Genomic DNA, 22,970 nt, shown 5'->3' with positions numbered 1-22,970 from the left:
ATAAATATGGGATACAAAACTGATTGATTTATTATTCAGCAACAGAAAAGCGGGCATAACTGTACAAGCATTCCTGGCTTACAGGTCAAACAGCATAGATTTACGCATTTGCACTTAATATAAGCACAAACTGCATTTTCCAAAAACAGGAAAATTCCAGTTAATCTGGATTTTTGCGAAAAAAAAGCATCTTTTAGTGACATTTGACAGCATAAAACTACCAAAATATATATCAATCAAATTTCACAACCAGAATACCATCACAATGAATATCGCCAAGCCGGATACACTGAACGCACCATCCAATGAAAAACAGGCTGCCTGAAATCAGGCAGCCTGTTGAAACAGGTTTCCCCCGCATGTGCCGCGTTGGACGCCATCCGCTTGAACCTTGAGGACAAGGCTGGCAGTATCGAATGGTTTCGGGTTCATTCACAAGGAATGCTCACGCCCACCATTACCCAACCGCCAAAAAAAGCGAATTATTGGTTCAAAGGAATATATGTCCTTACGAACACAGCAGGGGAAGAAAGAACTATTTTACCACAAGTGTGAGTGTACTTTCACACAACTGGATCATGTCCTGCATCTTACGCTCAAAATCTCCGATTTCCAAACTACCATGCATCGTAAGTTTAAGTAAATCGTGTGCCAGATTCAGCGCAGCCATAATCACAATTTTATCTGTCTCAACAATTCGTCCAGAACTCTGAATGGCAGCAATTTTTTCATTCAGCATCTTTACAGCCTGCATCAACGTTTCATGCTCACTTCTGGGCGTACCTATATTGAAAGGACGGCCGAGAATCTCCACACGAACCTGCTGAATTTCATCCATTAAGAATCCTCCTGCACCTGTGGTAAGCGTTGCAGCAATCGCTGTAATTCATCACTGGATGCCTGTAATATCGTGGTATAGCGTTTTTTTTCAGCAATCAGTTCATCAATTGTAGTTTGCATGCTTTCCTGTAAATGAAATTTATCCTGTTCATGCTGTTTACGCATCCGCTCACGTTCTGCCTGAAAATTTTCACCCTGTTGTTGCAACTGTTTTTTTACAGTTGATAACTGCTGGGTCAGCTGATGCTTTTCAGCTAAAAGAGAATTAAAATGTATAACCAGCCGTTTAACACTGCCTTCCAATTGTTCTAGTTGATTTTCCATTCCCTACCCGCTTCCATCCGTAAAATACGCAGCATGGTTGCCTGATTTAGCCATCCGCCAGTCAAATTGTTATTTGTTATAACACTTAAATTATTATTCCGCTCTGGGCGCCCGTTCCATCAATATTTCTGCCAGCGCCTGCACTTCTGTCCGACCCTCAAACAGCTGCTGCAAAATAGTGGCAATCGGCATGTCCACTCCCAGTGAAGCAGCCTGTCGGCACACTTCTTCGACAGTATATACACCTTCGGCAACATGTCCAAGCTCAGTTAACGCTTCAGGCAACGATTTTCCTTCAGCCAGTAGCAAACCTACCCTGCGATTGCGCGATAGCGAGCCCGTACAGGTAAGAATCAAATCCCCCATACCAGACAACCCCATCAAAGTAGCTGCCTGTCCACCCAGAGCCTGATTCAGGCGTGAAATTTCTGCCATGCCGCGTGTCATTAATGCCACTCGTGCATTGATACCATAGTGCAGCCCATCAGCAATACCTGTAGCAATAGCCATAACATTCTTCACGGCACCGCCAACTGCCGCACCAATCACATCAGCATTGGCATACAGACGCAAAACTGTATTATTCAGTGTCGCTGCCAGAGCCTGAATCCAGACAAAATTTTCCGAAGCCAGCGTAACTGCACAAGGTAACTGCTGTGCCAGCTCCTGCGCAAAACTCGGACCAGACAATACCCCGATACATTTATTAGCCGACATCACTTCTGCCAATACCTGTTGCGGCAACAAGCCGGTTTGCTGCTCAAACCCTTTACAGGCAGCAATTACCGGCACCTCACCCAAGCCAGCAGCCACCAGTTTTTGCGCACTTTCGCGCAACGCAGCCACCGGTGTGGCAATAATAATCAGATCTGCCGGTGCAAACTTATCAACAACAGAAAGATTCTCCGGTAAAACAAAATCAGGCAGATACCGCCTGTTTACCCTTTCCTGCTGTAATTGTTGCCCATGCCGGGCATTATGTGTCCATAGCCATACCTTATGCGAATGCAAGGCAAAATGAATGGCAAGCGCCGTTCCCCACGCACCAGCACCCAGTACACCAATATTCATGACAAATATTCCCTTTAACAAACTACCGGCAGACAACTGGCCTATACTTTGACCACTAGTTAATTTTAAATTACACGTAAAAATGCCATACCATCTTAAAAATATCAGGTAGCAGCACGAAATAATTTACCAAAGCTACTGGCAGCACATTGTATCCAAAAATTCAGTCTTAAGCTGAACATATTACGTAACAGCAATCACCACAACAACAAGCTATGCAACTTAAAGCATAACCAACCAACACAAAAACACAGGCTGCCTGCTCGTCAGACAACCTGTGTTCATAGTGGATTCTAAGAATGATTAATCCTCAAAGCGCTTAAACGCCAGCGAACCATTCGTACCACCAAAGCCAAATGAATTTGAAATAGCCGCACGAATCTGCAAATCACGCGCTTCATTGGCACAATAATCCAAATCACATCCAGCCTCAATATCCTGTTCAAAGATATTAATGGTTGGCGGAGATTTTTGCGTATGGATAGCCATTACCGTATATACCGCTTCCACACCGCCTGCGCCGCCTAACAAGTGGCCAGTCATGGATTTAGTTGAATTCACAACCAGCTTTTTGGCCTGTTCGCCTAAAGCCAGTTTCAATGCATTGGTTTCATTCACATCACCCAGTGGTGTTGATGTACCATGTGCATTCACGTAATCGATATCTTCCGGATTCAGGCCGCCATCTTTCAGCGCACGTGTTACGCCCAGTGCCGGACCTTCCGTATTTGGTGCAGTAATATGATAGGCATCCGAGCTCATACCAAAGCCCACCAGCTCGGCATAGATTTTGGCACCGCGCTTACGTGCATGTTCATACTCTTCCAGCACCATCACACCAGCACCCTCGCCCATAACAAAGCCGTCACGTTCCTTGTCCCAGGGTCTGGACGCTGTAGCTGGATCATCATTGCGGGTTGACAGCGCTTTCATGGCAGCAAAACCACCCACACCCAACTCACAGATAGCGCCCTCAGCACCACCAGCAATCATAATATCTGCATCGCCATACTTAATCAGACGGGCAGAATCACCGATACTGTGTGCACCAGTAGTACAGGCAGAAACCATGCCATAGCTTGGTCCCTGATAACCTTTCAGAATCGTCACATGGCCGGCAATCAGATTAATCAAAGAACTAGGGATAAAAAATGGATTAATTTTGCGCGCACCATGCTCTAGAACAGACCGCGTAGTAGCCTCAATCGCGGGCAGGCCGCCAATACCGGATCCAATATTTACCCCTACCCGGGTTTTATCCAGACCCGGTATGTCATCCAGTCCAGCATCGGCAATGGCTTGTAAGGCAGCAGCCACACCAAAATGGATAAAAGAATCCATCCGTCGTGCTTCTTTCGCACTGATGTACTGAGTAACATCAAAATTCTTAACTTCACCGGCAATCTGGCAAACTAAAGACGAAGCATCAAAATGGGTAATAGTGCCAATGCCGCTTTTGCCTGCAAGTAGATTTTGCCATGCTGTGGTTACATCATTACCCACAGGAGATACCTGACCCAGGCCGGTAATGACTACTCTTTTTTTACTCATAATTTGCTCGTAAGAAAAAACCTCTACCGAATCAGGCGAAAAAAATACACCTTAATTTCGACAGAGGAATTTGAATTTGACCAACACTACACGAAATTAATTCAAGTGAGCGCCAACAAAGTCAATAGCTTGTTGTACGGTAGTAATTTTTTCCGCTTCTTCGTCTGGAATTTCGCAACCAAAAGCTTCTTCCAGTGCCATTACCAATTCAACAGTGTCCAGTGAGTCAGCACCCAGATCTTCCTGGAAAGAAGATTCATTTTTTACTTCTGCCTCACTCACACCTAATTGTTCTGCAACAATCTTTTTTACACGTTGTTCGATATTGTTATCCATTGACAGATCTTTCTTTGCTTTGCCCAGCACTAGTGCGGACAGGGTTAATTGAATTAATCAACTTTTTAGTTGTTGATATTATTGTACCTAATAAAAATAGAGTTTTCCATTCAAATTGCCTTTTGCCGTATTTTCCATGGATTTCAGCGATTTTCAACGCACTTTTACTTATCACCGGATACAAATTAAACAGCAAGCGGCAGCCATATTAGCACAGCCTGATTTTTAGCTACAAGCTATATGATTTATATTGAATCATTATTAACGATAGCTTTATATAAAAAATTCATAATCAAAGCAAGCTCTGCTGCCGTATTTTCCTGTGTACTACCACCAGTATGCCCACCTGTATCCGGCGCCGCCAGCCATACTCGCTGTTTTAGCTCACACAAACGCGCATAAAATTTCAGTGCATGTGCCGGATGCACACGATCATCATGCAGATTAGTGGTAATCAGTGCCGGCGGATAGTGTTGCGAATCACCCAAGTTATGATAGGGAGAAATTCGCCTTAATGCTTGATTTTGAATAGAATCATCAGGATTTCCATATTCATCCATCCATGAAGACCCTGCCGACAGAGAAGAATAGCGCAACATATCCGTTAACGGCACCTCACACACCATCGCACCCATACTCTGCGGCTGCCGGCAGAAAGCTGCTGCCACCACTAGACCACCATTACTGCCGCCCTGAATCGCCGTATGCACCGCACTGGCGCGTTGATGACTATACAAATCATGCAGCACTGCCAGCAAATCATCAACACTGACATGCTTGTGAATCCCGCGTGCAGCCTGATGCCATGCCGGCCCAAACTCACCACCGCCGCGAATATTTGCCAGCACAAAAGCATAACCTTTCGCCAGCCAGTGCCGGCCAATACTGCCCAGATAATAAGGCAGTTGTGGCATACCAAAGCCGCCATACACATAAACAATAGTTGGCGTATCCTTATCTATATTTTTACCAACATGAAAATAAGGAATAAATGTACCATCCTGCGCAACCGCACTAAACTGCTGCACCTGCATATCCATAGGGTCAAACTGTCGCGGCTGCCGGCGCATAACACACAACTCGCCCAGATGCACATCCAGCGTATATAGCGTCAGTGGTTCCAGAAAGCTGCTGATGGCCAGATACACCACATCACCACCCCATGGCTGGTCAGTAATTTCCAGCGCCCCGGCAGGCAGATCTGGCACAGTAACCTCCTGCCAGCGATTTTCTGCAAAACGCCAAGCCAGCAAACGGCTATGCACATTATCCAGTATCGACACCAGGACAAAACGTCGTGTGGTTTCAATACTTTCAATAGCCTGAGTAGCTGCTGGCTGAAAAATCACCTCAGCCGCGCCCAGCTCACCTTTATGCAACTTCACTGCCACCAGACTGCCTGCCGGATAAAACCGGTTTGCACGCTGCCAGTCGCTGCGTAACTGCACCAACAATTGCCCATACAGATAGCCCATCAGCTCACAATCATCCGGCAACGCCAGCGGCTTAACGCTCAAATCTGCCATTACCTGATAATACTGCTTGTGATAAAACCCGCTCGCGGCTTCAACCAAATCAATCGGCGCCCCCTGACTATCCAGATAACGCCATGCATTAACCATCATGCCGTCGGCAGGCATTTCCAATACCGGTACCGCCTCCGCAAAAGACTGTCCACGCTGCATCAGCCATACCTGCCGCGGATAGCCGGCCTGAGTTAACTGTCGTTCATCCCATGCAGGAGATACCCACACACTTTCTGTATCACGCCAACTGATAATGCTTTTACTTAACGGAAAATGAAAACCACCCTCAACCACTTTACCTTCAGCCAGATTGAACTCAATTGTATATGCCGCATCCGCACCACCAGCACTCAAACTGATTAACACATGTTCCGGAGCCTGCACATAATGCGCTACTCCTTGCAAATACACATCATCATTAAGCAGAGCGTCAAAATCAGCAACTGAAAACAGAATCTCCCACTCCGGCAAACCGGCACGGTAACTGGCCGCAGAACATACCCGGTATACACCTTTCGGAAATTCAGCAGACTGATAAAAATGATACATGCGTGCACGATGTTCCTGACAAAAAGGAATCTGCTGCTCATCCCGCAATACTGTCACGATATCATCACGCACCGCCGCATACTCAGTACCCGTAGCAAACTCAGCCTGAGCAGCAGAATTTGCCTGCTGAATAAAAGCCTGAGTCTCCTCACTATCCAGGTCTTCTAAATATGCAAAAGGATCAGTATTCATCATCTAAACTCATTTCCAGAAATTTACACCATCAACAATCGGCCAGCCAGACAAGCCGCTGCACCAGCATAAGGTACCACCAACACTTTGCCTACACCAGCCCGCTGAATACCCGAGCCAGCACCGCGTTATCAATACAAACAAAAAGGGCAGCCCCTATAGGCTGCCCTATTATCCAAATTAAACCAACAATATAAATTACAATCTGCTACACAATTCTACTAGCACGCATACATCATATGTAAAAATATAAACTGTTGATTTTAAATATGGTGCCGACAACGAGAATCGAACTCGTACGACCTGTGGTCACCACCCCCTCAAGATGGCGTGTCTACCAATTTCACCATGTCGGCAATTAACTGTAAAAACTTTCTATTCCGGTATCAACGGTTTCTGTGCTGGTTTCGCCGGTACGGCTGGTGCACTGGCCGCTGCCGGGTTCGCCGGTACAACCACCTGCTGTTGCTTCACATTGCTGAAATCCAGACCGCTATGCCGGTGCGTGGATATATAGCCTAGCGCCAGACAGCTAATAAAAAATATAGTGGCAGCAATTGCGGTACTGCGGCTGAGGAAATTTGCATTGCCCGCTGCACCAAAAACACCCTGAGCACTACCGGAACCAAATGCTGCGCCCGCATCCGCACCTTTGCCCTGCTGCATCAGCACCAGCACAATGACACTCAGCGCCGCGAAAATATTCACGATTAAAATAAGGGTTTTAAATGCTTCCATGATATCAACTTTTATCAAGCAGGCGCATATGCAGCCTGAATAATAGCGGTAAAACTGTCAGCCTGCAAAGAGGCACCGCCAACCAGAGCACCGTCAACATGTGACACAGCCAGAATTTCAGCTGCATTGCTCGCGTTGACACTACCGCCATAAAGGACGCGGATTTTAACATCTTCCCCACATAAAGACAAGATTTCCTGATAAATTAACTTATGCATAGCCTCAATCTGTGCCACAGCAGGAACTTTACCCGTACCAATCGCCCATACCGGTTCATACGCCACCACAACTTCTTTCAAGCCCAGCTGCGCCAGCAGTGCCAGTTGCGCACTAACCACCTGTTGCTCCTGTCCGGCTTCGCGTTCAGCCAGTGTTTCACCCACACACAGAATCGGCAGCACGCCCGCAGCAACACTATTCTGTACCTTGGCCAGCAACTCTTCATTGTCTTCCTGAAAATACTGCCGCCGCTCCGAATGACCAATCAGCACAAACTGTGCCCCCACATCCGCCAGCATTCGTGCATTTACCTCTCCGGTAAATGCACCATTGGCAGCAAAACGGCTCACATCTTCCGCCCCAACCGCCAATGCTGTATCAGCAGCAAACTCACTGGCCGCAGCAAGATAAACATTCGGCACCGCCACACCACAATATACATGCGCCACTGCTGCATCCACAGGTTTCAGCAACGCTTGCAGCAGCGCCTGGTTAGTCGCATTAGTGCCATTCATCTTCCAATTGCCAATTACCCATTTATGCTGCCACATATATTTTTCCCTTACTGACAAATAACATGCCAAACCTGAACAAATGGCCATGACCGGTGTTTACCATCCATGCCACAAATTAACATCAGCTTCAAAATGGCGGCATTGTAGCGGAAAACTACCGTCTGCGTCCCATGATTGCTCAGGATTAATTTACAACCGTCAACTTTCGATTTATTTCTGATCCGCGATAATACTTTTCAAGCGACAGCAAATATTTTCTCATTCTAAAAATTCTAAAACCTACAGAAACTTTATAGCAAACTTGAATTCCTTGATCTTAATGGTATCACCAACTTACCATTTTTTAGGTTTAAACAATATGAAATTCGATTTTCTATAACCAAAGTAAACAAAGCCTCAAAAAGCCCGCTCTATTATCCATTGAGAGAATTACCCACCTTCTTAATGCCACTTGAAATACCATAAAGAATAGCAGAACAATTACCAATATAATTAATTGTTTAATAAAATTAAATGGCAAAACCTATAAAAAACTAATCAAAAACTAAAATATAAAACTAAAAATCGACATCCATCCTAATTTAGCGACCAAATAAAAAAAAGACACTGCCAACCACAGCAATCACTAATTATTTAAAAACAAATGTTTAGAATTTAATAAATATTTTTTTAATAATATTACCTGCTAATTAAGCATAAATTTTTTACACCCATTCTAACTATATTTTCCTACATACTAACAGTAGAGGGATTTACACAATGATCCAATGCCATAAAACAGTGAAAAACATAACTTTGAATTTATTAACAACAAAGCTATTTAAACAATTAATGTTTATAATAAAAACGATATTAGCCAATAGAAATAAATCAACAGTACCATAGTATTATTTGTACATATTTTCTTTCAATAAAATGAGAAAAATTTATACAATAGTAGTGTTGTGTATATTATTTATTATAAGCGGATGTAATAGCACCACGCCCTCGCAAAAAAATAGGTATTTACGCCTATGATATGTTATATGCGTGCGAATGCCCGTCGTATAACATATTTTAGAGTAGATATATGGATATATCCTTTAACAAAGATAAAGACAGAAAGCGGTTTCTCAATCAGCAAGGTACAAATTCAATATATTATATCTATTAATTTAAAGGGACTTTTAAAGATAAAAAAACTTTCATGGTTAATAGCTTTAAACTAATGCTTAAATCTCCTGATTGCATTACTACAGATGACAACATTCATCATAAATCGAACAAAAAACATGTATAAATCCTTATTTATTCATGTTTTAATACATTAATCAGTATATTAATCCGCATTCTCAGCGTACCAATTCACAATTACCCTATTGTCGCAACCTAAATAGCTTTATAATTCACCAAAGCTGTATTCGTGTGCAATAGTCCCAAAATACAGCACTTTGCTTTTATAAACCTCTTTACCACTCACCCGTTCAGCGGGTGTGCGCATTTCGGAGCAGATATGGATTTCAATACCGCCCGCTATAACATGGTTGAGCAGCAAATCCGTCCTTGGGACGTATTAGATTTCGACTTACTGGATGTTTTGTCCGATATTCCACGTGAACGCTTTGTCCTGCCACAGCAACAGGAAGTAGCCTACACCGATCAGGCGCTTGGACTAGCCAACGGTGGCAAAATGCTCGAACCCAAAGTAGTAGCACGCATGATTCAGGCATTGAAGTTGAATCTAACCGATACCGTAGTAGAAATTGGTACCGGCTCCGGCTATGCCACAGCCATTCTGGCAAAAATGGCTGGTAAAGTCATCACCGTTGATATCGACGCCGAACAGCAGCAGCGTGCCCAACTTGTCCTCAGCGACCTCGACTACACCAACATCAGCTACAAAACCTGCGACGGGCTCGCAGATAAACTGCCCGGTGCACCTTTCAGTGCCATTTATGTCGGCGGTTCCTTACCAACATTACCCACCACCCTGCTCGACCAACTGGCAGAAGATGGTCGCATGGTAGCCATTATTGGCGAAGCACCAGTAATGCGTGCCATTCTGTTTGAACGGCAAAACAATCAGCTTAAAGAAACCATCCTGTTTGAAACAGTAGCTCCTGCCCTGCACAGTCTGGAAATATCAGCACCAAACCGGTTTAAATTCTAATTAAATTAAGTTCATATCAGCAGCACAACTTGTTATTGCCACAGCTTGTGCTGCTACTTACAACAATGTAACTTTTTTATTTGCAGCAATAGCCACTGCTAGCTGTAATCATTTGCGTGATAACCGTTACCAGCCAGATATCGTGTTGCATCAACATATATCTGTGCTCCGATATCAAACAAACTTTTCATATCTCAGCGCAAAATACACCAAAAATAATTCGATTCCCATCATCCATATTTTGTTTCCTGATAGAAACGAATATGTTTTCTTTTTCCCACTGCAACCTGAATAATAACGTCCGCAGCAACCACACCCAAACCAATGACAAAGCAGCAACAAAACAGTTAAATAATATTAAAATCAATAATATATTTAGAAAATTTATTGCTTAAGCCATCACTCTGGTATTAACTAAGGCATAAACCAATTATCAGGAGCAGAACCATGCCTTATCAAAATCGCACCGACCTGCCAGCAGCAGTACAGCATGCATTGCCCGAACATGCACAGGATATCTTCAAAGAAGCATTTAATCATGCCATTAAAGAATATCAAAACCCGAAAAAACGCCGTGATAACAGCGACGCAGAAACCATCGCATTTAAAGTGGCCTGGGCAGCAGTAGAAAAGCTGTACCACAAAGGTAAAGATGGCAAATGGCAGCCTAAATAACCAGCTACGCATTACTTACTCACACCATCTAAACACAAGTTCAACCTCTACGGACACAATAGTACCGTAGCTAATGGGCTGTACACGGCAAACTTAACAGCCATTGTAATATGCAGCATAACCCGGGTATCATTTGCACCCTAAAGAGAAACAGTTGCAACCTGAGCATCAAATCTGGTTTCACAATTCAAATCATAAATTAATTTCACACATCATCAACTTATCATCATGACTATCCAGACACTAAGCGCCGCACAATTACAGCAATGGCAACAGCAGAATCAGGATTTTATCTTACTCGACGTGCGCGAAGATAACGAAGTTCAGTATGCTGCCATACCCGGCCACCACCATATCCCCATGAACATGATTCCCTTGCGCCAGAATGAATTACCGGATGACAAACCTATCGTTCTGTACTGCCATCATGGTATGCGCAGTATGCAGGTAGCACTGTATCTACAGGAAACCGGCTTTGACAACCTCTACAATCTCCATGGAGGCATTGACGCTTGGTCCCGAGAAGTTGATGCCAGCGTACCCACATATTAATTACCAATCCTCATACCCCCAAACCAGCAGACTCTTATTGTATTGCAAGCTTTGCTAATGAATAGCATCAACAGGCAATAAATATACACAAAGAAAGCCAGCAAAACACAGCATTTCAGCAGCATCTACAATAACGATACTGCTGATAATACTGTGCTAAATTAATTATAAAAACAATAAGTTCAGACAATAACAGCATTAGAACAAATTTGCTTTTTCAGCTATTTAAATTCTGAGCATTAAAATTCAGGCTATTTCCTTTTAACTCTTATCTTACCTTCCGATAACAGCACGCCACTAAGCGTAAGCAATGTCCCTACAGCAGCAATCCAGGTAAAAGATTCTTTTAAAATAAGCATCGCAGTCACAATAGTGATAATCGGCACCAGATAAATATAAATACTGATTTTAACCGCACCCACCAATTTAACCGCATAATTCCAAGAAGCAAAACAGATTGCCGAAGCCCCCAAACCTAAAAATAAAATATTAAACACATTGGTTAGCTTGGCAAATCTTGACAATCCCCATTCAAAATCAAATATATACAAAGCCGGCAACATTAAAATCAAACCATAAAAAAAGAAGCGTCTGGTAAGCAAAATAATATTGTAATCATAGCTACTACTCTTTTTAGTCAAAATCGAATAGCCAGCCCAAAACAAGCAGGCAATAACCGCCAGCAAATCACCCAGCAGATTAAGAGAGAGCACAAACTTGCCATTAAAACTAATCAATGCAACCCCCAAAATAGCCAGCAGACAACCAATATAAAAGCGCACAGGAGGTATTTCCGCTTTTAAAAAGAATATGGCCAAAATGGCCGTAAACACCGGTGCCAGACTGGCAATCACCCCCACATTAGAGGCAGTCGTATAAGTTAATGCAATATTTTCACATAAAAAATAACTGGTTACCCCACAAAACCCAGCAGCCAGAAACATCAGTTCCTGCCTGATCCCCTGCCAGGCAAACAAACGAGGTGATAAAATCCAGAGTGTGAAATAACCCAGCACAAACCGGAAAAAGAGAATTTCTATTGGCTTAAAATCCGTTAACAGCACTTTAGTAGAAATATAAGTCGTTCCCCAGATAAATATAGTGATTAGCGCAATTAAATGCCCTTGTGCTCTTTTTGAAATCGCCACAAAAAACTCTCTTAATCCACATAAATAAAATACTATTAAAAATCTTTGCCAGTAATCAATAACTGCATTCTAAAGTAAATATCAAGAACATTATCGAAGAATTTAATCATTGAGAAATAAAATACAAACTAAATCGTTATGATTAAAATTTAATACAGTATTCAGATAAATGTATCTGGTGATTTATTAAACAAATCACCTACTAAAGAAGACTATAAATTAATTGCGCCAAAAAGCTAGCGGTCACAATTAACGAAAATATCAGTCACAATCATGCCTATTCATAATATACGTGCAGGAATTGCCTATCTTCTTAAGCGATTGGCCAAATTTGCTTACCAAACCAATTCAGACGCGGACACCAATATCTATCAGATTACCGTCGAATCCAATGACACTCTGGAAAAAATTGCCAAGAAAAAAGTACCATAATAGACGTATTGAGAACATCCAATCCAGATATTGATGAGCGTAAACTTAAACTGGAGCAGGTATTGAAATATCAAAAAGCATCACTACAACATGTCATCTCTGGCTGGCAAAGCATATCTACAGCAATGATAGCCAGTCTATATAATAGAAATCCTGATAAGAAATACGCAGAAAAACTTGATTATGTATTAAAACATTTAAGAAGAAACGGCTAAGAAATGAATTGCATAAAATTTATCGGATCATGTCTGGTAGCCTTATTGCCAGTCACAAGCTTTGCTGCCTCCACTACAACTATTCTTGACGAACGGGCTTTGCGCGAGGAATGCAGCGCCTTTTCGCAGGCAGGAATGCGGGAATGTCTGGAGAAGGAAGCCGTAAAGAGTCAGAAAGCTTTACAAATGGCTGAGAAAAAAGCGCTTAACACACTTTCCGAATGGGATGAAAAACCCAAGTACATTAGTCTGGCCAAAGCAAATTTAATAGCTGCAAATCAGGATTTCGCCAGATATCGTGATACCCAGTGCAAATTTGCCTCTTCTCTGGGCGCAGGAGCAGCAGGCAATTCACTTGAAATACAACGTTTAGCTTGTGTAGCCGAGCTGAATAACAGACGAGCCAATCAACTACACGATGCAATTTCTGATTTGCATTTGAAGTAGCGATTAGAGCGATTACATGATATTTTTTGCAAAAAATAAGGGTTTCAGCCAAGCTGAAACCCTTAAATATATATCTGGTGCACCCAACAGGGATCGAACCTGTGACCTCCGGCTTCGGAAACCGACACTCTTCCAACTGAGCTATAGGTGCAATACGAATAGAGAATGGCAGATTTTAGCCCAAATTGGCCAACTTGGCAAAAGCTATCCGCACTCATAGCGCACCAAAACTGAGCCCAGCAATCACCATAAAAAACAAACTACTGAAATTAAATACTTTTATTCATACTGGTAATAATAATACAAAAATAGGGATTTATAGCGGCAAAATTGGCATACGTAAAATTTTTGTGCTATGTTTAGCAGATTTAGTTAATTAAATATTATTTAATAACAAATAAATATATTCACAGACAGCTGTCAGGTCTATTAAGCAGGTCACCAATATTATGTATTCTGACAAATGCTCATTTATTCACCCCCTGCCCGCCAATACTGCTTTGGATGTGATTGGCGATGTACATGGCGAATGGGAAGCTTTACAGCAATTGTTACATTTTCTCGGCTACGATGAATCTGGCCGGCATAAACACGGTCGTAAACTGGTATTTGTCGGTGATTTATGTGACCGCGGTCCGGATAGTCCGGCCGTGCTAGACTGGGTAATTAAGGCAGTAGCCGCAGAAAACGCTTTTACCATTATCGGCAATCACGAACTGAATTTACTCATTGACGACCCTAAAGATGGTTCCGGCTGGTATTTTGATAACAGGCCACAGGATGAAGCACGCTTCGCACCGTGGCAGCATTACAGCAGCGCAAAGCGCAAGCAATTGCAGGATACCTTGTCACAATGGCCATTAATTCTGCAACGGCATGATTTGCGTATTGTCCATGCCGCATGGTTGCCAGACAGTATCAATAAACTTTTCCAGTGTAGCGAAACCTCACTGGTTAAACAGTATCACTACTGGGAAGACCGCTTTTTCGATGATTTCCGCCATACCGAATGGTACGAACACTATATGCAGGAAAAGCAGCAACTGAATGCAGAACTGGAAAATGAACATTACCCCATGACATTTCAGCCGGGTGTAGCACATTACGATTTACTGCGCAGTTGTCACAACCCGCTACGCGCACTCACCAGTGGGATTCAGGCCATCACACAGCAGCCATTCTATATCAATGGCCGCTGGCGCTTTACGGTGAGAAAACCGTGGTGGCAACAGTATAGCGATCCAGTGGCAGTCATTATCGGACACTATTGGCGCAGCTGGTACGGTACAGGTGTAGCCGAACACCGCAAAGAACTGTTTCAGGAACCATCAACACACTGGCTGGGCGAGCGGCAACAAGTATTCTGCGTCGACTTTTCCATTGGCGCACGCTGGCGTGAACGCAAAAAAGCAATTTTACCAGCAGACAGCCAGATGCATCTGGCCGCACTGCGCTGGCCGGAAAATCTGATTATGCTAAATAACGGTAAATATTACTCGGGTAAACGTTCTTACTGAATAATCATGCCAGTAAACAATACAATTTGCTATAATGAACACTTTTACAACAAAACAGCATATGCAAAAAGGGTAAAAGTCCCAGCAAATGCTGTTTATACTTTAATCTGCAATCCACTTTAGTGTGTCAAAGGATAGCATGCAGGGCGCTTTTGAGCCTTATTCAAGCCGTTCGGGCAATGAATACTTAGCAGATACAGCTAAATATTCAGGCATACTAAAGCTTATATTTACTCAATATCAGAATGACAGACGCCAACTCCTCTTCCAACCAAGTTAAACGCCATCTGAAAACCCGCCATCTATCAATGATTGCCATTGGTGGCAGTATTGGTACAGGATTGTTTATGGCGAGTGGCAGTGCCATTCACGATGCCGGGCCGGGCGGTGCCTTACTGGCCTATATGGCTATTGGGATTATGGTGTATTTCCTCATGACCTCACTCGGTGAAATGGCCACCTACCTACCCACTTCCGGTTCATTCTCCACCTATGCGGCTCGCTTTGTCGACCCGTCACTGGGATTTGCACTGGGCTGGAATTACTGGTTTAACTGGGTGATTACTGTTGCCGCCGATATTTCCATAGCCTCACTAGTGATTACCTATTGGGAACCATTGCGTTTTATGCCAGCATGGTGCTGGAGCCTGCTGTTTTTTACACTGGTTTTTCTGCTCAATATCTTATCCGTGCGTGCCTATGGTGAATCCGAATACTGGTTTGCCTTGATTAAAGTAGTCACAGTTATCGTTTTTCTGGGCGTAGGCGTACTGACCATTTTCGGTATTCTGGGCGGCCAGTATGTGGGTTTGAGCAATTTCACCATTGGCGATGCACCAATACTCGGACATGGCTGGTCGGGCGGATTTTTTACTGTGCTTGGCGTGTTCCTGATTGCCGGCTTCTCCTTTCAGGGTACGGAGCTTATTGGCATTACTGCTGGCGAATCAGAAAATCCGCAGGAAAGCATTCCCAAAGCAATCAAGCAAGTATTCTGGCGTATTCTGATTTTCTATATTCTGGCCATGCTGGTGATTGGTCTACTGATTCCTTATAACAGTGATGCCCTGCTCGGTGCAGACGTGGATCAGATCGCCAAATCCCCCTTTACCCTAGTATTTGAACGCGCTGGTCTGGCCTTTGCCGCTGCCGTGATGAACACAGTTATTCTCACATCTATTCTGTCTGCCGGTAACTCAGGCCTGTATGCTTCCACACGCATGCTATATGCCATGGGTAAAGGTGGCATGGCACACCGCACTTTCTCCGAAGTAAACCGTCGTGGTGTACCCGTGCCAGCGTTGCTGGCAACCGCGATCGTAGTACTGGCTATTTTCCTACTGGAAAGTGTCGATGAAGGAGCTTACGAATACATTGTGGCTGCTTCCGGCCTTACCGGCTTTATTGCCTGGCTGGGTATTGCCATCAGCCACTACCGCTTCCGCCGTGCCTTTGTGCGGCAGGGTAACGATATCAACTCACTGGTTTATCGCGCTAAATGGTTTCCGTTTGGGCCGATTCTGGCGCTATTACTCTGTATTCTGGTGATTATCGGACAAGACAGCCAATTATTGCTGCATGGTGATTTCAAATGGCAGCGCTTTGCCATTACCTACATGGGGCTACCAGTATTTGCCGCATTCTACCTGTATCACAAACTGCGCTACCGTACCCGTAAAGTGCCGCTGGAACAGGTAAATCTCAGCAAATATATTGATTAAAGCCAATACTTGTATTAATCACAGCTACTACAGGCAGCCACATCTGGCTGCCTGCTGCATTTTCCGCTAACATAAAGCCCGTTTACCGCTTTACTTATTGCAGTCAGAATCCTATGCTCACCTATACCCCCAACAAACCCAGCCCGCAAGGCATGAACAAAAAACGTTCATGGCTACTGTTGTTACTGGTATTTGTATGGTTGTGGCCAGGCGTACTGCATCATGATTTATGGACACCGGGTGAACCTTATCTGTTTACCACAGTCAATCAGTGGCAGACAGCACACTGGGCAATTCCCACCATTTTTGGCGAAATAAATTGGGAAGCATCACCTCTCTATATATGGCTGGCCACCTTGTGCCAGCACCTGTTCAGCCCGAAACAGATGGATGCTTATGAAGCCACCCGCCTCACCAATGTCATCCTGATAGTATGTACGTTTGCCTGCATCGGCGGCTCCGCCCGCCAGTTTCTCGGGCGCGGCTATGGTCGTATTGCAGTACTGATTTTACTGGGCTGTACCGGTATCCTGATACCGGCACACTTTATCAACGACAGTATTATTCTTTGCCTTGGCGCAGCCATGTGCTGGTATGGCTTCTCTCTGGCTAACCAGCGCATCATGATGGCCAGTATGATGCTGGGCGGTGGCTGGACAGTGCTGTCGCTAACCGGCAGCCTACTCTGGCCATTATTGCTGATATTGGTAGCATTCAGCCTGCTTCTGTATCCACAGTGGCGGCACCGGCGTTATCATCTGGTACTGCTGATTTCCCTATTATGTGCATTACCATTAATGCTGATCTGGCCACTGGCCTTATATCAAACCGCCGCCAATATATTTAATCTGTGGTGGCAATATCATGCATTAGCACCTTTCGGCGGGTTTCGCCATTTTGAGATACATTTCTCCCTCGGCTATTATCTGAAAAACCTGCTCTGGTTTGCCTTTCCGGCGTGGCCGCTGGCCATCTGGACTGCATCACGCGGCAAGCTAAAAAACCAGTGCTGGGGCATTCTGGCTATCGTATGGCTAGGCCTGAGCCTGCCAGTATTTGCCCTCCTGCCGCAGCAATATCAGGATTTACTTGTATTTATCCTGCCACCACTGGCCGTATTGGGTGCAGCACAACTTGATGCCCTGCGGCGCGGCGCCATCGCATTCCTTAACTGGTTCGGCATCATGGCCTTTGGCTTTCTGGCCGTATTTCTGTGGCTGGGCTTTATCGCCATGAATTATGGCTGGCCAGCCAAACTGGCAGAACGAGCAGTATATTTCAGCCCGTACTATCGCTACGACGTGAACTACTTTCCAGTAATCGTAGCCTGCATACTTACACCACTGTGGCTGTGGGCAATTACCCGCCAGCATATTCGTGGCCGGCAAGCTGTCACCAACTGGGCAGCTGGTGTTTTACTAGTGTGGTCACTGCTGCTTACCCTGTTCTTACCATGGCTGGATGCAGCCAAATCAGCCCGCCCGGTAGTTCAACAAATGCAAAACAGCCTGAGTGAAGATCAACTACAGGCCTTTAGCGACAGGCGTGCCTGCATTAGCATCAATCACGACAATTTCAGTACCCGCATCGCCTGGCAGCAATACGGCTGGATTCCACTACAAGCAGATAATCCAGATTGTGACTATCGCCTGATTACCCGCGACCTCAAAGCCACACCACCGGCTCAATGGCACGAAATCTGGGCAGGTGCACGCCCGCGCGAAAAAAACAAAATCATCGCCTTGTGGGTAAAAACCACCGCAACAAAGGAATAGCAACCATGAATACCCAAGCACAGGAACAAGAACATCTTCCGGCCACATCCACCAATGTCGACGCCAGCGAAATCGACAAATTCAGCCAACTGGCACATAAATGGTGGGATAAAAACAGCGAATTCAAACCATTGCACGACATCAACCCATTGCGGCTTGAATTTATCGACAACTATGCCCAGCTAGCCGGCAAAAAAATACTTGATGTAGGCTGCGGAGGCGGCATTCTGAGCGAGGCCATGGCCAAAGCCGGAGCCAGCAGCGTTACCGGTATCGATTTAGCCAAAAAATCTCTGAAAATTGCCCAGTTGCATGCTATGCAGGAACAGATTGGCAACATTAGCTACCGCATGGTGAGTGTGGAAGATTTAGCCGCAGAAATACCGGCCAGCTTTGGCGCCGTTACCTGCATGGAAATGCTGGAACACGTGCCCGATCCTGGCAGCGTAGTGCGTGCCTGTGCCCAGCTAGTACAGCCCGGTGGCGTAGTCTGCTTTTCCACCATCAACCGCAACACCAAATCCTACCTGCAAGCCATCATAGCTGCCGAATACATCCTAAAACTGATGCCACAAGGTACCCATGATCATCGCAAATTCATCACCCCAGCCGAACTGGCACGCCTGTGCCGACAGGCCGGCCTCGAATGGCTGGGCAGTAGCGGCTTCACCTACAACCTGCTAACCAGACGCTACCACCTCACCGACAGACTAGACGTCAACTACATGATAGCCTGCCGTCGTCCTCTGGACTAACAGCCAGAAAGCAGCACAAAAAAGCCGGTATCAGCCAGATACCGGCAACAACATCACCTTAATTTACCGCAACAAATAAACCTTACTGCCCCACCAGCGATTTCATCACCGGAATAGTCGACCAGTCGATACTGTCGAGCAAATTTTTCACCACCAGCCCCAGCTCCGTATCGCCCTCAATTTTCAGCCTGCGATTAAAAAACAGCGTATCCGGGTCTTCCTGCCGCAGCAGCATCTTCACAAAATCAGCCGTATTTGCGCTCAGGCACAAATCCACCGCAGCAGCATCAGCCACCACAAAACGCTCCTCAGTGGCACTGAAACACAAATTCAAACCCAAATCTGCCACCACAATCCGAAAACAGCGTCCGGCCAGCAAAGACATATCCGCCAGCAAAATCTGCTTTTTCAGCAACTGATTCAGCGTATTAATCAACAACCATGCCGGCGGCTTCATTGGCAACAGCCCAACCACCTTTTTCAAAAATACCGGCATCACCTTATCAGGCACCTGCATGCATCACCTCTTCACATTGATTAATTCCAGCCCTACCCTGCCAGTAGCCATCCACTAGCGTACCACCTGCATACCTACTCAGTTCAGACAAAGCAGTTTTTTCCGCCATTGTTCCAGTCAGCATCTGCTGATGCAGCCAGATAACTTCCGCCATATATTGCCCTTGTGGGGAAATCCTGAAATACTTCACCCCCATAGCCAACAACTGCTGGTAGCGTGCCAGCAGCGAATGGCAGCCGGCAGACATCGTCTGAATACCGTTAATCGTCAGAAAAGCCTGCTCCTCGCGCGTATAGAGCGGCAAACCATCTGCATGTTCCAGACACTTGAATTCACAGCTATCCTTTTTCAGATTGTAGTGCCGTGCCGTAAAACAGCGTGAAGAATACGCCAGCGGCAACTTGCCCCAGCCAAATACCTCACAAGCCATATCCGGTACTGCCGCAATCATCTGTGCCAGCCTGTCAGCCGCCAGCTCAATTGAAGCCACCCAGCGGCAAGCCCCCAGCGACTGCATCAAAGCCAGCGTCTGCTCGTTATAAACATTCAGCGCCTGTCCGGCTACAAAAGGAATACCTTTCGCATGCAGCAGTCGTACCGCAGCCAGGTCATTAGCCTCTACCCGGAAATCCTCCTGTTCTACCAGCTTACGCAAACGCTTCAAATCAGATTCACTTTCCAGCAGCACCTGCGAAGACAACACCACCTCACAGCCACTGGCCGCCACATCCCGCGCCAAATCAATCCAGTCGGCCACTTTCAGCTCCTGCCGGCGCGAACATACCGTTTCGCCCATATAAATCGTCGCCAGCGGCTCTCCAGCTATCTGCTGGTAAAAATCCACAATCTGCTGCTTCTGCCAGAAAAACAGAATCGGCCCCAGAGACAAAGCCAGCTTATCCTGTTGCATCATTCACATTCCTTCATTATTTCCACGGCCGGTTATACGCACCCAGCGTTACCTGCTGCCCTTCCGACACCTTTGCCAGCGCCTGCTGCCATAACGGATTCACCGCAAACTGCTCAGGGCATTGCACCGCCAGATCAAGAGCCTGTCGCAACACCTTCGTCACCTGCGCCGTATAAGCCGGACTACGCTGCCGGCCTTCTACCTTAATCGCTGCTACTCCCATCCCCAGCAACTGCGGCAAAATCTCCAGCACATTCAGGCTAGTAGGCTCTTCCAATGCATAATACGTTTCCTCATTCACCTGAAAACGCCCCTTACATAAAGTAGGATAGCCTGCCGGTTCATCCGCGCCGTAGCGGTCAATCAGAATATTATTCAGACGCGCATCCATCCCCGCAGCATGTTGTTCCCAGCGCACATACTTCGCTGGCGAACACACACCAAACGTATTCGGCGATTCTCCCGTTACATAACTTGACAGCAAACAGCGCCCTTCCACCATTACACACAAACTGCCAAAGCCAAATACCTCAATTTCTACCGTAGTGTGCTTAATCACCTGCTCTACCTGTGGCAAAGTCAGCACCCGAGGTAATACCACCCTCCGGATCCCAAACAGCTCCTGTGCCAGATTAATCGCCTCATAATTCGTAGCCGAACCCTGCACCGACATATGTAAGGCCAACTGCGGATGCGTCTTACGTGCATAGGCCAGCAAACCCATATCCGCCAGAATCACCGCATCCACCCCCAGCTCAGCCGCCGTATCCACCGCCTGCTGCCATTTCTTTACCTCACCAGCCTGCGCATAAGTATTAATGGCCATTAATACCTTACGCCCTCTCTGATGTGCATACGCAATTCCCTCGGCGGCCGACTTTCGGTCAAAATTCAGGCCAGCAAAATTACGCGCATTAGTCGCATCCTTCAGCCCCATATAAACCGTATCCGCCCCATGCTCTACCGCCATCTTCAACGCCGGCAAATTACCTGCCGGACACACCAGCTCGGGAATCTTCCTATTCATTCGCTCCCACCAACCCCATACACAAAAACACCAATCAACAGCCAGCAAATAACAAATATCCCGCCAGCATCACACAGGCATCACAACCCTGCACAAGCGCGAGATTAAAACATTTAACAAAACAGAATTTATTGACAAAAAACAAGCCAAAATCGAATAAAACCGGTTTTTTATATTAATTTTAGAAAAAATACAGAACCAGATACCAAATTAAAAAAATCTAATAATCCAGCCAGACCACCAACTCTGAGCTGGATTTCAAATAATATTTTGATATACATCAACTAATATTGAATCAATCTGAACAATATGATTAATTAAAGTAAATTTTTGATATATTTATTCAAAAGAAATCACTACAGCAAACTGGAATAGCAAATTACACAACCTACTCACATGAGCTGGTAAGTTCTATTTATCTGCCCAAACCACATTAGCAATTAAGTAACCTGCATACCTTTCGGAAAGAGAAAATAGCTTACCAACAAACATAATCCAAAAACCAATCATTTAAGGGGATTGCCATGGGAGAAGCCTACTGGGCTGCCCGCGAGGGAGACATCCTTTTACACACCTCCATGCTCGCAGACATCGTTGGCGCTGCCGTAGAAATCGCCACCTATGCTGCCATTACCGCAGCCGCAGCCTTCCTCGTTTTCGGCTCCATAACCACCGGTGGACTGGCATTCAGCCTTGTCGTAGGCATCGTCATGACCATGACTGGCGGCGATAACGTCGTATCCAATCTCGCCGACTGGGTCAGTAGCATCTTTCCCCTCAACGAAGATGGCAAAATCACCACCGGCTCACCCAATACCCGTATCAACAGCAAACCGGCAGCCCGTGCCGCAGGCACAATAGACCCAAGCATCGAACTGACCGAAGACAGCGAACAACCACAACAACCCACAGAATTCCTCGACATAGCCGCAGGTATACTCAGTGGCTTGTGGGAAATGGCCAAAGAAATTTTCAGACCTACCGTAGCTACAGCCGACCCACGGGCAGTACCCAAAGATAACGACAAAATCACCTGTGCCAAGCATCCACATCTACCCGGTACATATGAATACATGGCCGAAGGTTCCAGCAAAGTCTACATCAACAGCCAGCCCGCCGTACGCAGCAACGACCGCAGCACCTGTGAAGCCAAAGTTACCGACAACTGCGAGGGTGGCGTCAGAGTTTCCAACAACGTGCGCATCGGTGGTGAACCCATCGTCGTGCGCCCGATACGCAGTGGCAAACACCCCATATCCTTAGGCATTG

The 22,970-nt window shown here is 45.5% G+C and carries 24 protein-coding genes, 2 tRNA genes and 1 other RNA gene; 11 read left to right on the top strand and 16 right to left on the bottom strand.

Going from position 1 to position 22,970, the window contains the following annotated elements; genetic code table 11:
- Positions 1-348 precede the first annotated feature (348 nt).
- From ssrS to tpiA, 11 genes are all read right to left on the bottom strand, one after another.
- Positions 349-529, bottom strand: a non-coding RNA gene (ssrS, locus tag BGI33_RS08105) — 6S RNA.
- Positions 530-535: 6 nt separating this feature from the next.
- Positions 536-838: a cell division protein ZapA gene (locus tag BGI33_RS08100; RefSeq protein ID WP_100090707.1), complete on the bottom strand. Its 303-nt coding sequence runs from the start codon at positions 836-838 to the stop codon at positions 536-538.
- A complete protein-coding gene (locus tag BGI33_RS08095; RefSeq protein ID WP_100090706.1) occupies positions 838-1,164 on the bottom strand; it encodes a hypothetical protein in 327 nt (108 codons plus the stop codon). The genes BGI33_RS08100 and BGI33_RS08095 overlap by 1 nt, the downstream gene beginning before the upstream one ends.
- Positions 1,165-1,257: 93 nt before the next feature.
- Entirely contained in the window at positions 1,258-2,235 is a 978-nt protein-coding gene (locus tag BGI33_RS08090; RefSeq protein WP_100090705.1) for an NAD(P)H-dependent glycerol-3-phosphate dehydrogenase, read from the bottom strand.
- 303 nt (positions 2,236-2,538) lie between these two features.
- Positions 2,539-3,786, bottom strand: a complete 1,248-nt coding sequence (gene fabF / locus BGI33_RS08085) for a beta-ketoacyl-ACP synthase II (protein ID WP_100090704.1) — start codon at positions 3,784-3,786, stop codon at positions 2,539-2,541.
- A gap of 96 nt (positions 3,787-3,882) precedes the next feature.
- A complete protein-coding gene (gene acpP / locus BGI33_RS08080; protein WP_025331393.1) occupies positions 3,883-4,122 on the bottom strand; it encodes an acyl carrier protein in 240 nt (79 codons plus the stop codon).
- Entirely contained in the window at positions 4,115-4,279 is a 165-nt protein-coding gene (locus tag BGI33_RS13180) for a hypothetical protein (RefSeq protein WP_180297062.1), read from the bottom strand. Before BGI33_RS13180 ends, acpP begins: the two co-directional genes overlap by 8 nt.
- Positions 4,280-4,367: 88 nt before the next feature.
- Entirely contained in the window at positions 4,368-6,392 is a 2,025-nt protein-coding gene (locus tag BGI33_RS08075; protein ID WP_373885314.1) for a prolyl oligopeptidase family serine peptidase, read from the bottom strand.
- Between the two features lie 267 nt (positions 6,393-6,659).
- Positions 6,660-6,745 (bottom strand) — tRNA-Leu (locus BGI33_RS08070).
- A gap of 19 nt (positions 6,746-6,764) precedes the next feature.
- Complete coding sequence (secG, locus tag BGI33_RS08065; protein WP_100090703.1) at positions 6,765-7,127, bottom strand: preprotein translocase subunit SecG; 363 nt, start codon at positions 7,125-7,127, stop codon at positions 6,765-6,767.
- Between the two features lie 14 nt (positions 7,128-7,141).
- Positions 7,142-7,897, bottom strand: coding sequence for a triose-phosphate isomerase (gene tpiA, locus BGI33_RS08060; RefSeq protein ID WP_100090702.1), 756 nt, complete (start codon positions 7,895-7,897; stop codon positions 7,142-7,144).
- Positions 7,898-9,353: 1,456 nt separating this feature from the next.
- Between tpiA and BGI33_RS08055 the strand changes: the two genes are divergently transcribed.
- The 3 genes from BGI33_RS08055 (at position 9,354) to BGI33_RS08045 (ending at position 11,237) form a co-directional block, all read left to right on the top strand.
- Positions 9,354-10,010 (top strand): protein-L-isoaspartate O-methyltransferase family protein, encoded by a 657-nt coding sequence (locus tag BGI33_RS08055; RefSeq protein WP_100090701.1) that lies wholly within the window; start codon positions 9,354-9,356, stop codon positions 10,008-10,010.
- A gap of 447 nt (positions 10,011-10,457) precedes the next feature.
- Positions 10,458-10,685: a ChaB family protein gene (locus tag BGI33_RS08050; protein ID WP_100090700.1), complete on the top strand. Its 228-nt coding sequence runs from the start codon at positions 10,458-10,460 to the stop codon at positions 10,683-10,685.
- Between the two features lie 228 nt (positions 10,686-10,913).
- On the top strand, positions 10,914-11,237 hold the full coding sequence (locus BGI33_RS08045) for a rhodanese-like domain-containing protein (RefSeq protein WP_100090699.1): 324 nt from the start codon (positions 10,914-10,916) through the stop codon (positions 11,235-11,237).
- 251 nt (positions 11,238-11,488) lie between these two features.
- On the opposite strand, the gene BGI33_RS08040 is transcribed toward BGI33_RS08045, so the two are convergent.
- Entirely contained in the window at positions 11,489-12,385 is an 897-nt protein-coding gene (locus BGI33_RS08040; protein ID WP_100090698.1) for a DMT family transporter, read from the bottom strand.
- 273 nt (positions 12,386-12,658) lie between these two features.
- Between BGI33_RS08040 and BGI33_RS13175 the strand changes: the two genes are divergently transcribed.
- The 3 genes from BGI33_RS13175 (at position 12,659) to BGI33_RS08035 (ending at position 13,479) form a co-directional block, all read left to right on the top strand.
- Complete coding sequence (locus BGI33_RS13175) at positions 12,659-12,817, top strand: hypothetical protein (protein WP_180297061.1); 159 nt, start codon at positions 12,659-12,661, stop codon at positions 12,815-12,817.
- A 62-nt stretch (positions 12,818-12,879) separates the two neighbouring features.
- Positions 12,880-13,032 (top strand): hypothetical protein, encoded by a 153-nt coding sequence (locus tag BGI33_RS13170; protein WP_180297060.1) that lies wholly within the window; start codon positions 12,880-12,882, stop codon positions 13,030-13,032.
- 3 nt (positions 13,033-13,035) lie between these two features.
- A complete protein-coding gene (locus tag BGI33_RS08035; RefSeq protein WP_100090697.1) occupies positions 13,036-13,479 on the top strand; it encodes a lysozyme inhibitor LprI family protein in 444 nt (147 codons plus the stop codon).
- A gap of 75 nt (positions 13,480-13,554) precedes the next feature.
- On the opposite strand, the gene BGI33_RS08030 is transcribed toward BGI33_RS08035, so the two are convergent.
- Positions 13,555-13,630 (bottom strand) — tRNA-Arg (locus BGI33_RS08030).
- A gap of 298 nt (positions 13,631-13,928) precedes the next feature.
- Between BGI33_RS08030 and BGI33_RS08020 the strand changes: the two genes are divergently transcribed.
- The 4 genes from BGI33_RS08020 (at position 13,929) to ubiG (ending at position 19,247) form a co-directional block, all read left to right on the top strand.
- A complete protein-coding gene (locus BGI33_RS08020) occupies positions 13,929-14,996 on the top strand; it encodes a metallophosphoesterase (RefSeq protein ID WP_100090695.1) in 1,068 nt (355 codons plus the stop codon).
- 308 nt (positions 14,997-15,304) lie between these two features.
- Positions 15,305-16,717, top strand: coding sequence for an amino acid permease (locus BGI33_RS08015; protein ID WP_238791277.1), 1,413 nt, complete (start codon positions 15,305-15,307; stop codon positions 16,715-16,717).
- Between the two features lie 113 nt (positions 16,718-16,830).
- Positions 16,831-18,492, top strand: coding sequence for an ArnT family glycosyltransferase (locus BGI33_RS08010; protein ID WP_100090693.1), 1,662 nt, complete (start codon positions 16,831-16,833; stop codon positions 18,490-18,492).
- Between the two features lie 5 nt (positions 18,493-18,497).
- On the top strand, positions 18,498-19,247 hold the full coding sequence (gene ubiG, locus BGI33_RS08005; protein WP_100090692.1) for a bifunctional 2-polyprenyl-6-hydroxyphenol methylase/3-demethylubiquinol 3-O-methyltransferase UbiG: 750 nt from the start codon (positions 18,498-18,500) through the stop codon (positions 19,245-19,247).
- An 82-nt stretch (positions 19,248-19,329) separates the two neighbouring features.
- Here ubiG and ubiT read toward each other — a convergent pair whose 3' ends face one another.
- The 3 genes from ubiT to ubiU are packed head-to-tail and all read right to left on the bottom strand — an operon-like array spanning position 19,330 to position 21,701.
- Positions 19,330-19,764 (bottom strand): ubiquinone anaerobic biosynthesis accessory factor UbiT, encoded by a 435-nt coding sequence (gene ubiT / locus BGI33_RS08000; protein WP_100090691.1) that lies wholly within the window; start codon positions 19,762-19,764, stop codon positions 19,330-19,332.
- Positions 19,751-20,674, bottom strand: coding sequence for a U32 family peptidase (locus BGI33_RS07995; RefSeq protein WP_100090722.1), 924 nt, complete (start codon positions 20,672-20,674; stop codon positions 19,751-19,753). The genes ubiT and BGI33_RS07995 overlap by 14 nt, the downstream gene beginning before the upstream one ends.
- A 16-nt stretch (positions 20,675-20,690) precedes the next feature.
- On the bottom strand, positions 20,691-21,701 hold the full coding sequence (ubiU, locus tag BGI33_RS07990; RefSeq protein WP_100090690.1) for a ubiquinone anaerobic biosynthesis protein UbiU: 1,011 nt from the start codon (positions 21,699-21,701) through the stop codon (positions 20,691-20,693).
- A gap of 524 nt (positions 21,702-22,225) precedes the next feature.
- Here ubiU and BGI33_RS07985 point away from each other — a divergent pair.
- A partial coding sequence (locus tag BGI33_RS07985) for a PAAR domain-containing protein (RefSeq protein WP_180298976.1) occupies positions 22,226-22,970 on the top strand: 745 nt, incomplete at its 3' end.

The sequence above is a fragment of the Snodgrassella alvi genome (assembly GCF_002777425.1).
GTDB classification, from domain to species: Bacteria; Pseudomonadota; Gammaproteobacteria; order Burkholderiales; family Neisseriaceae; genus Snodgrassella; species Snodgrassella alvi_B.
This window is presented reverse-complemented; position numbering and strand designations above follow the sequence as displayed.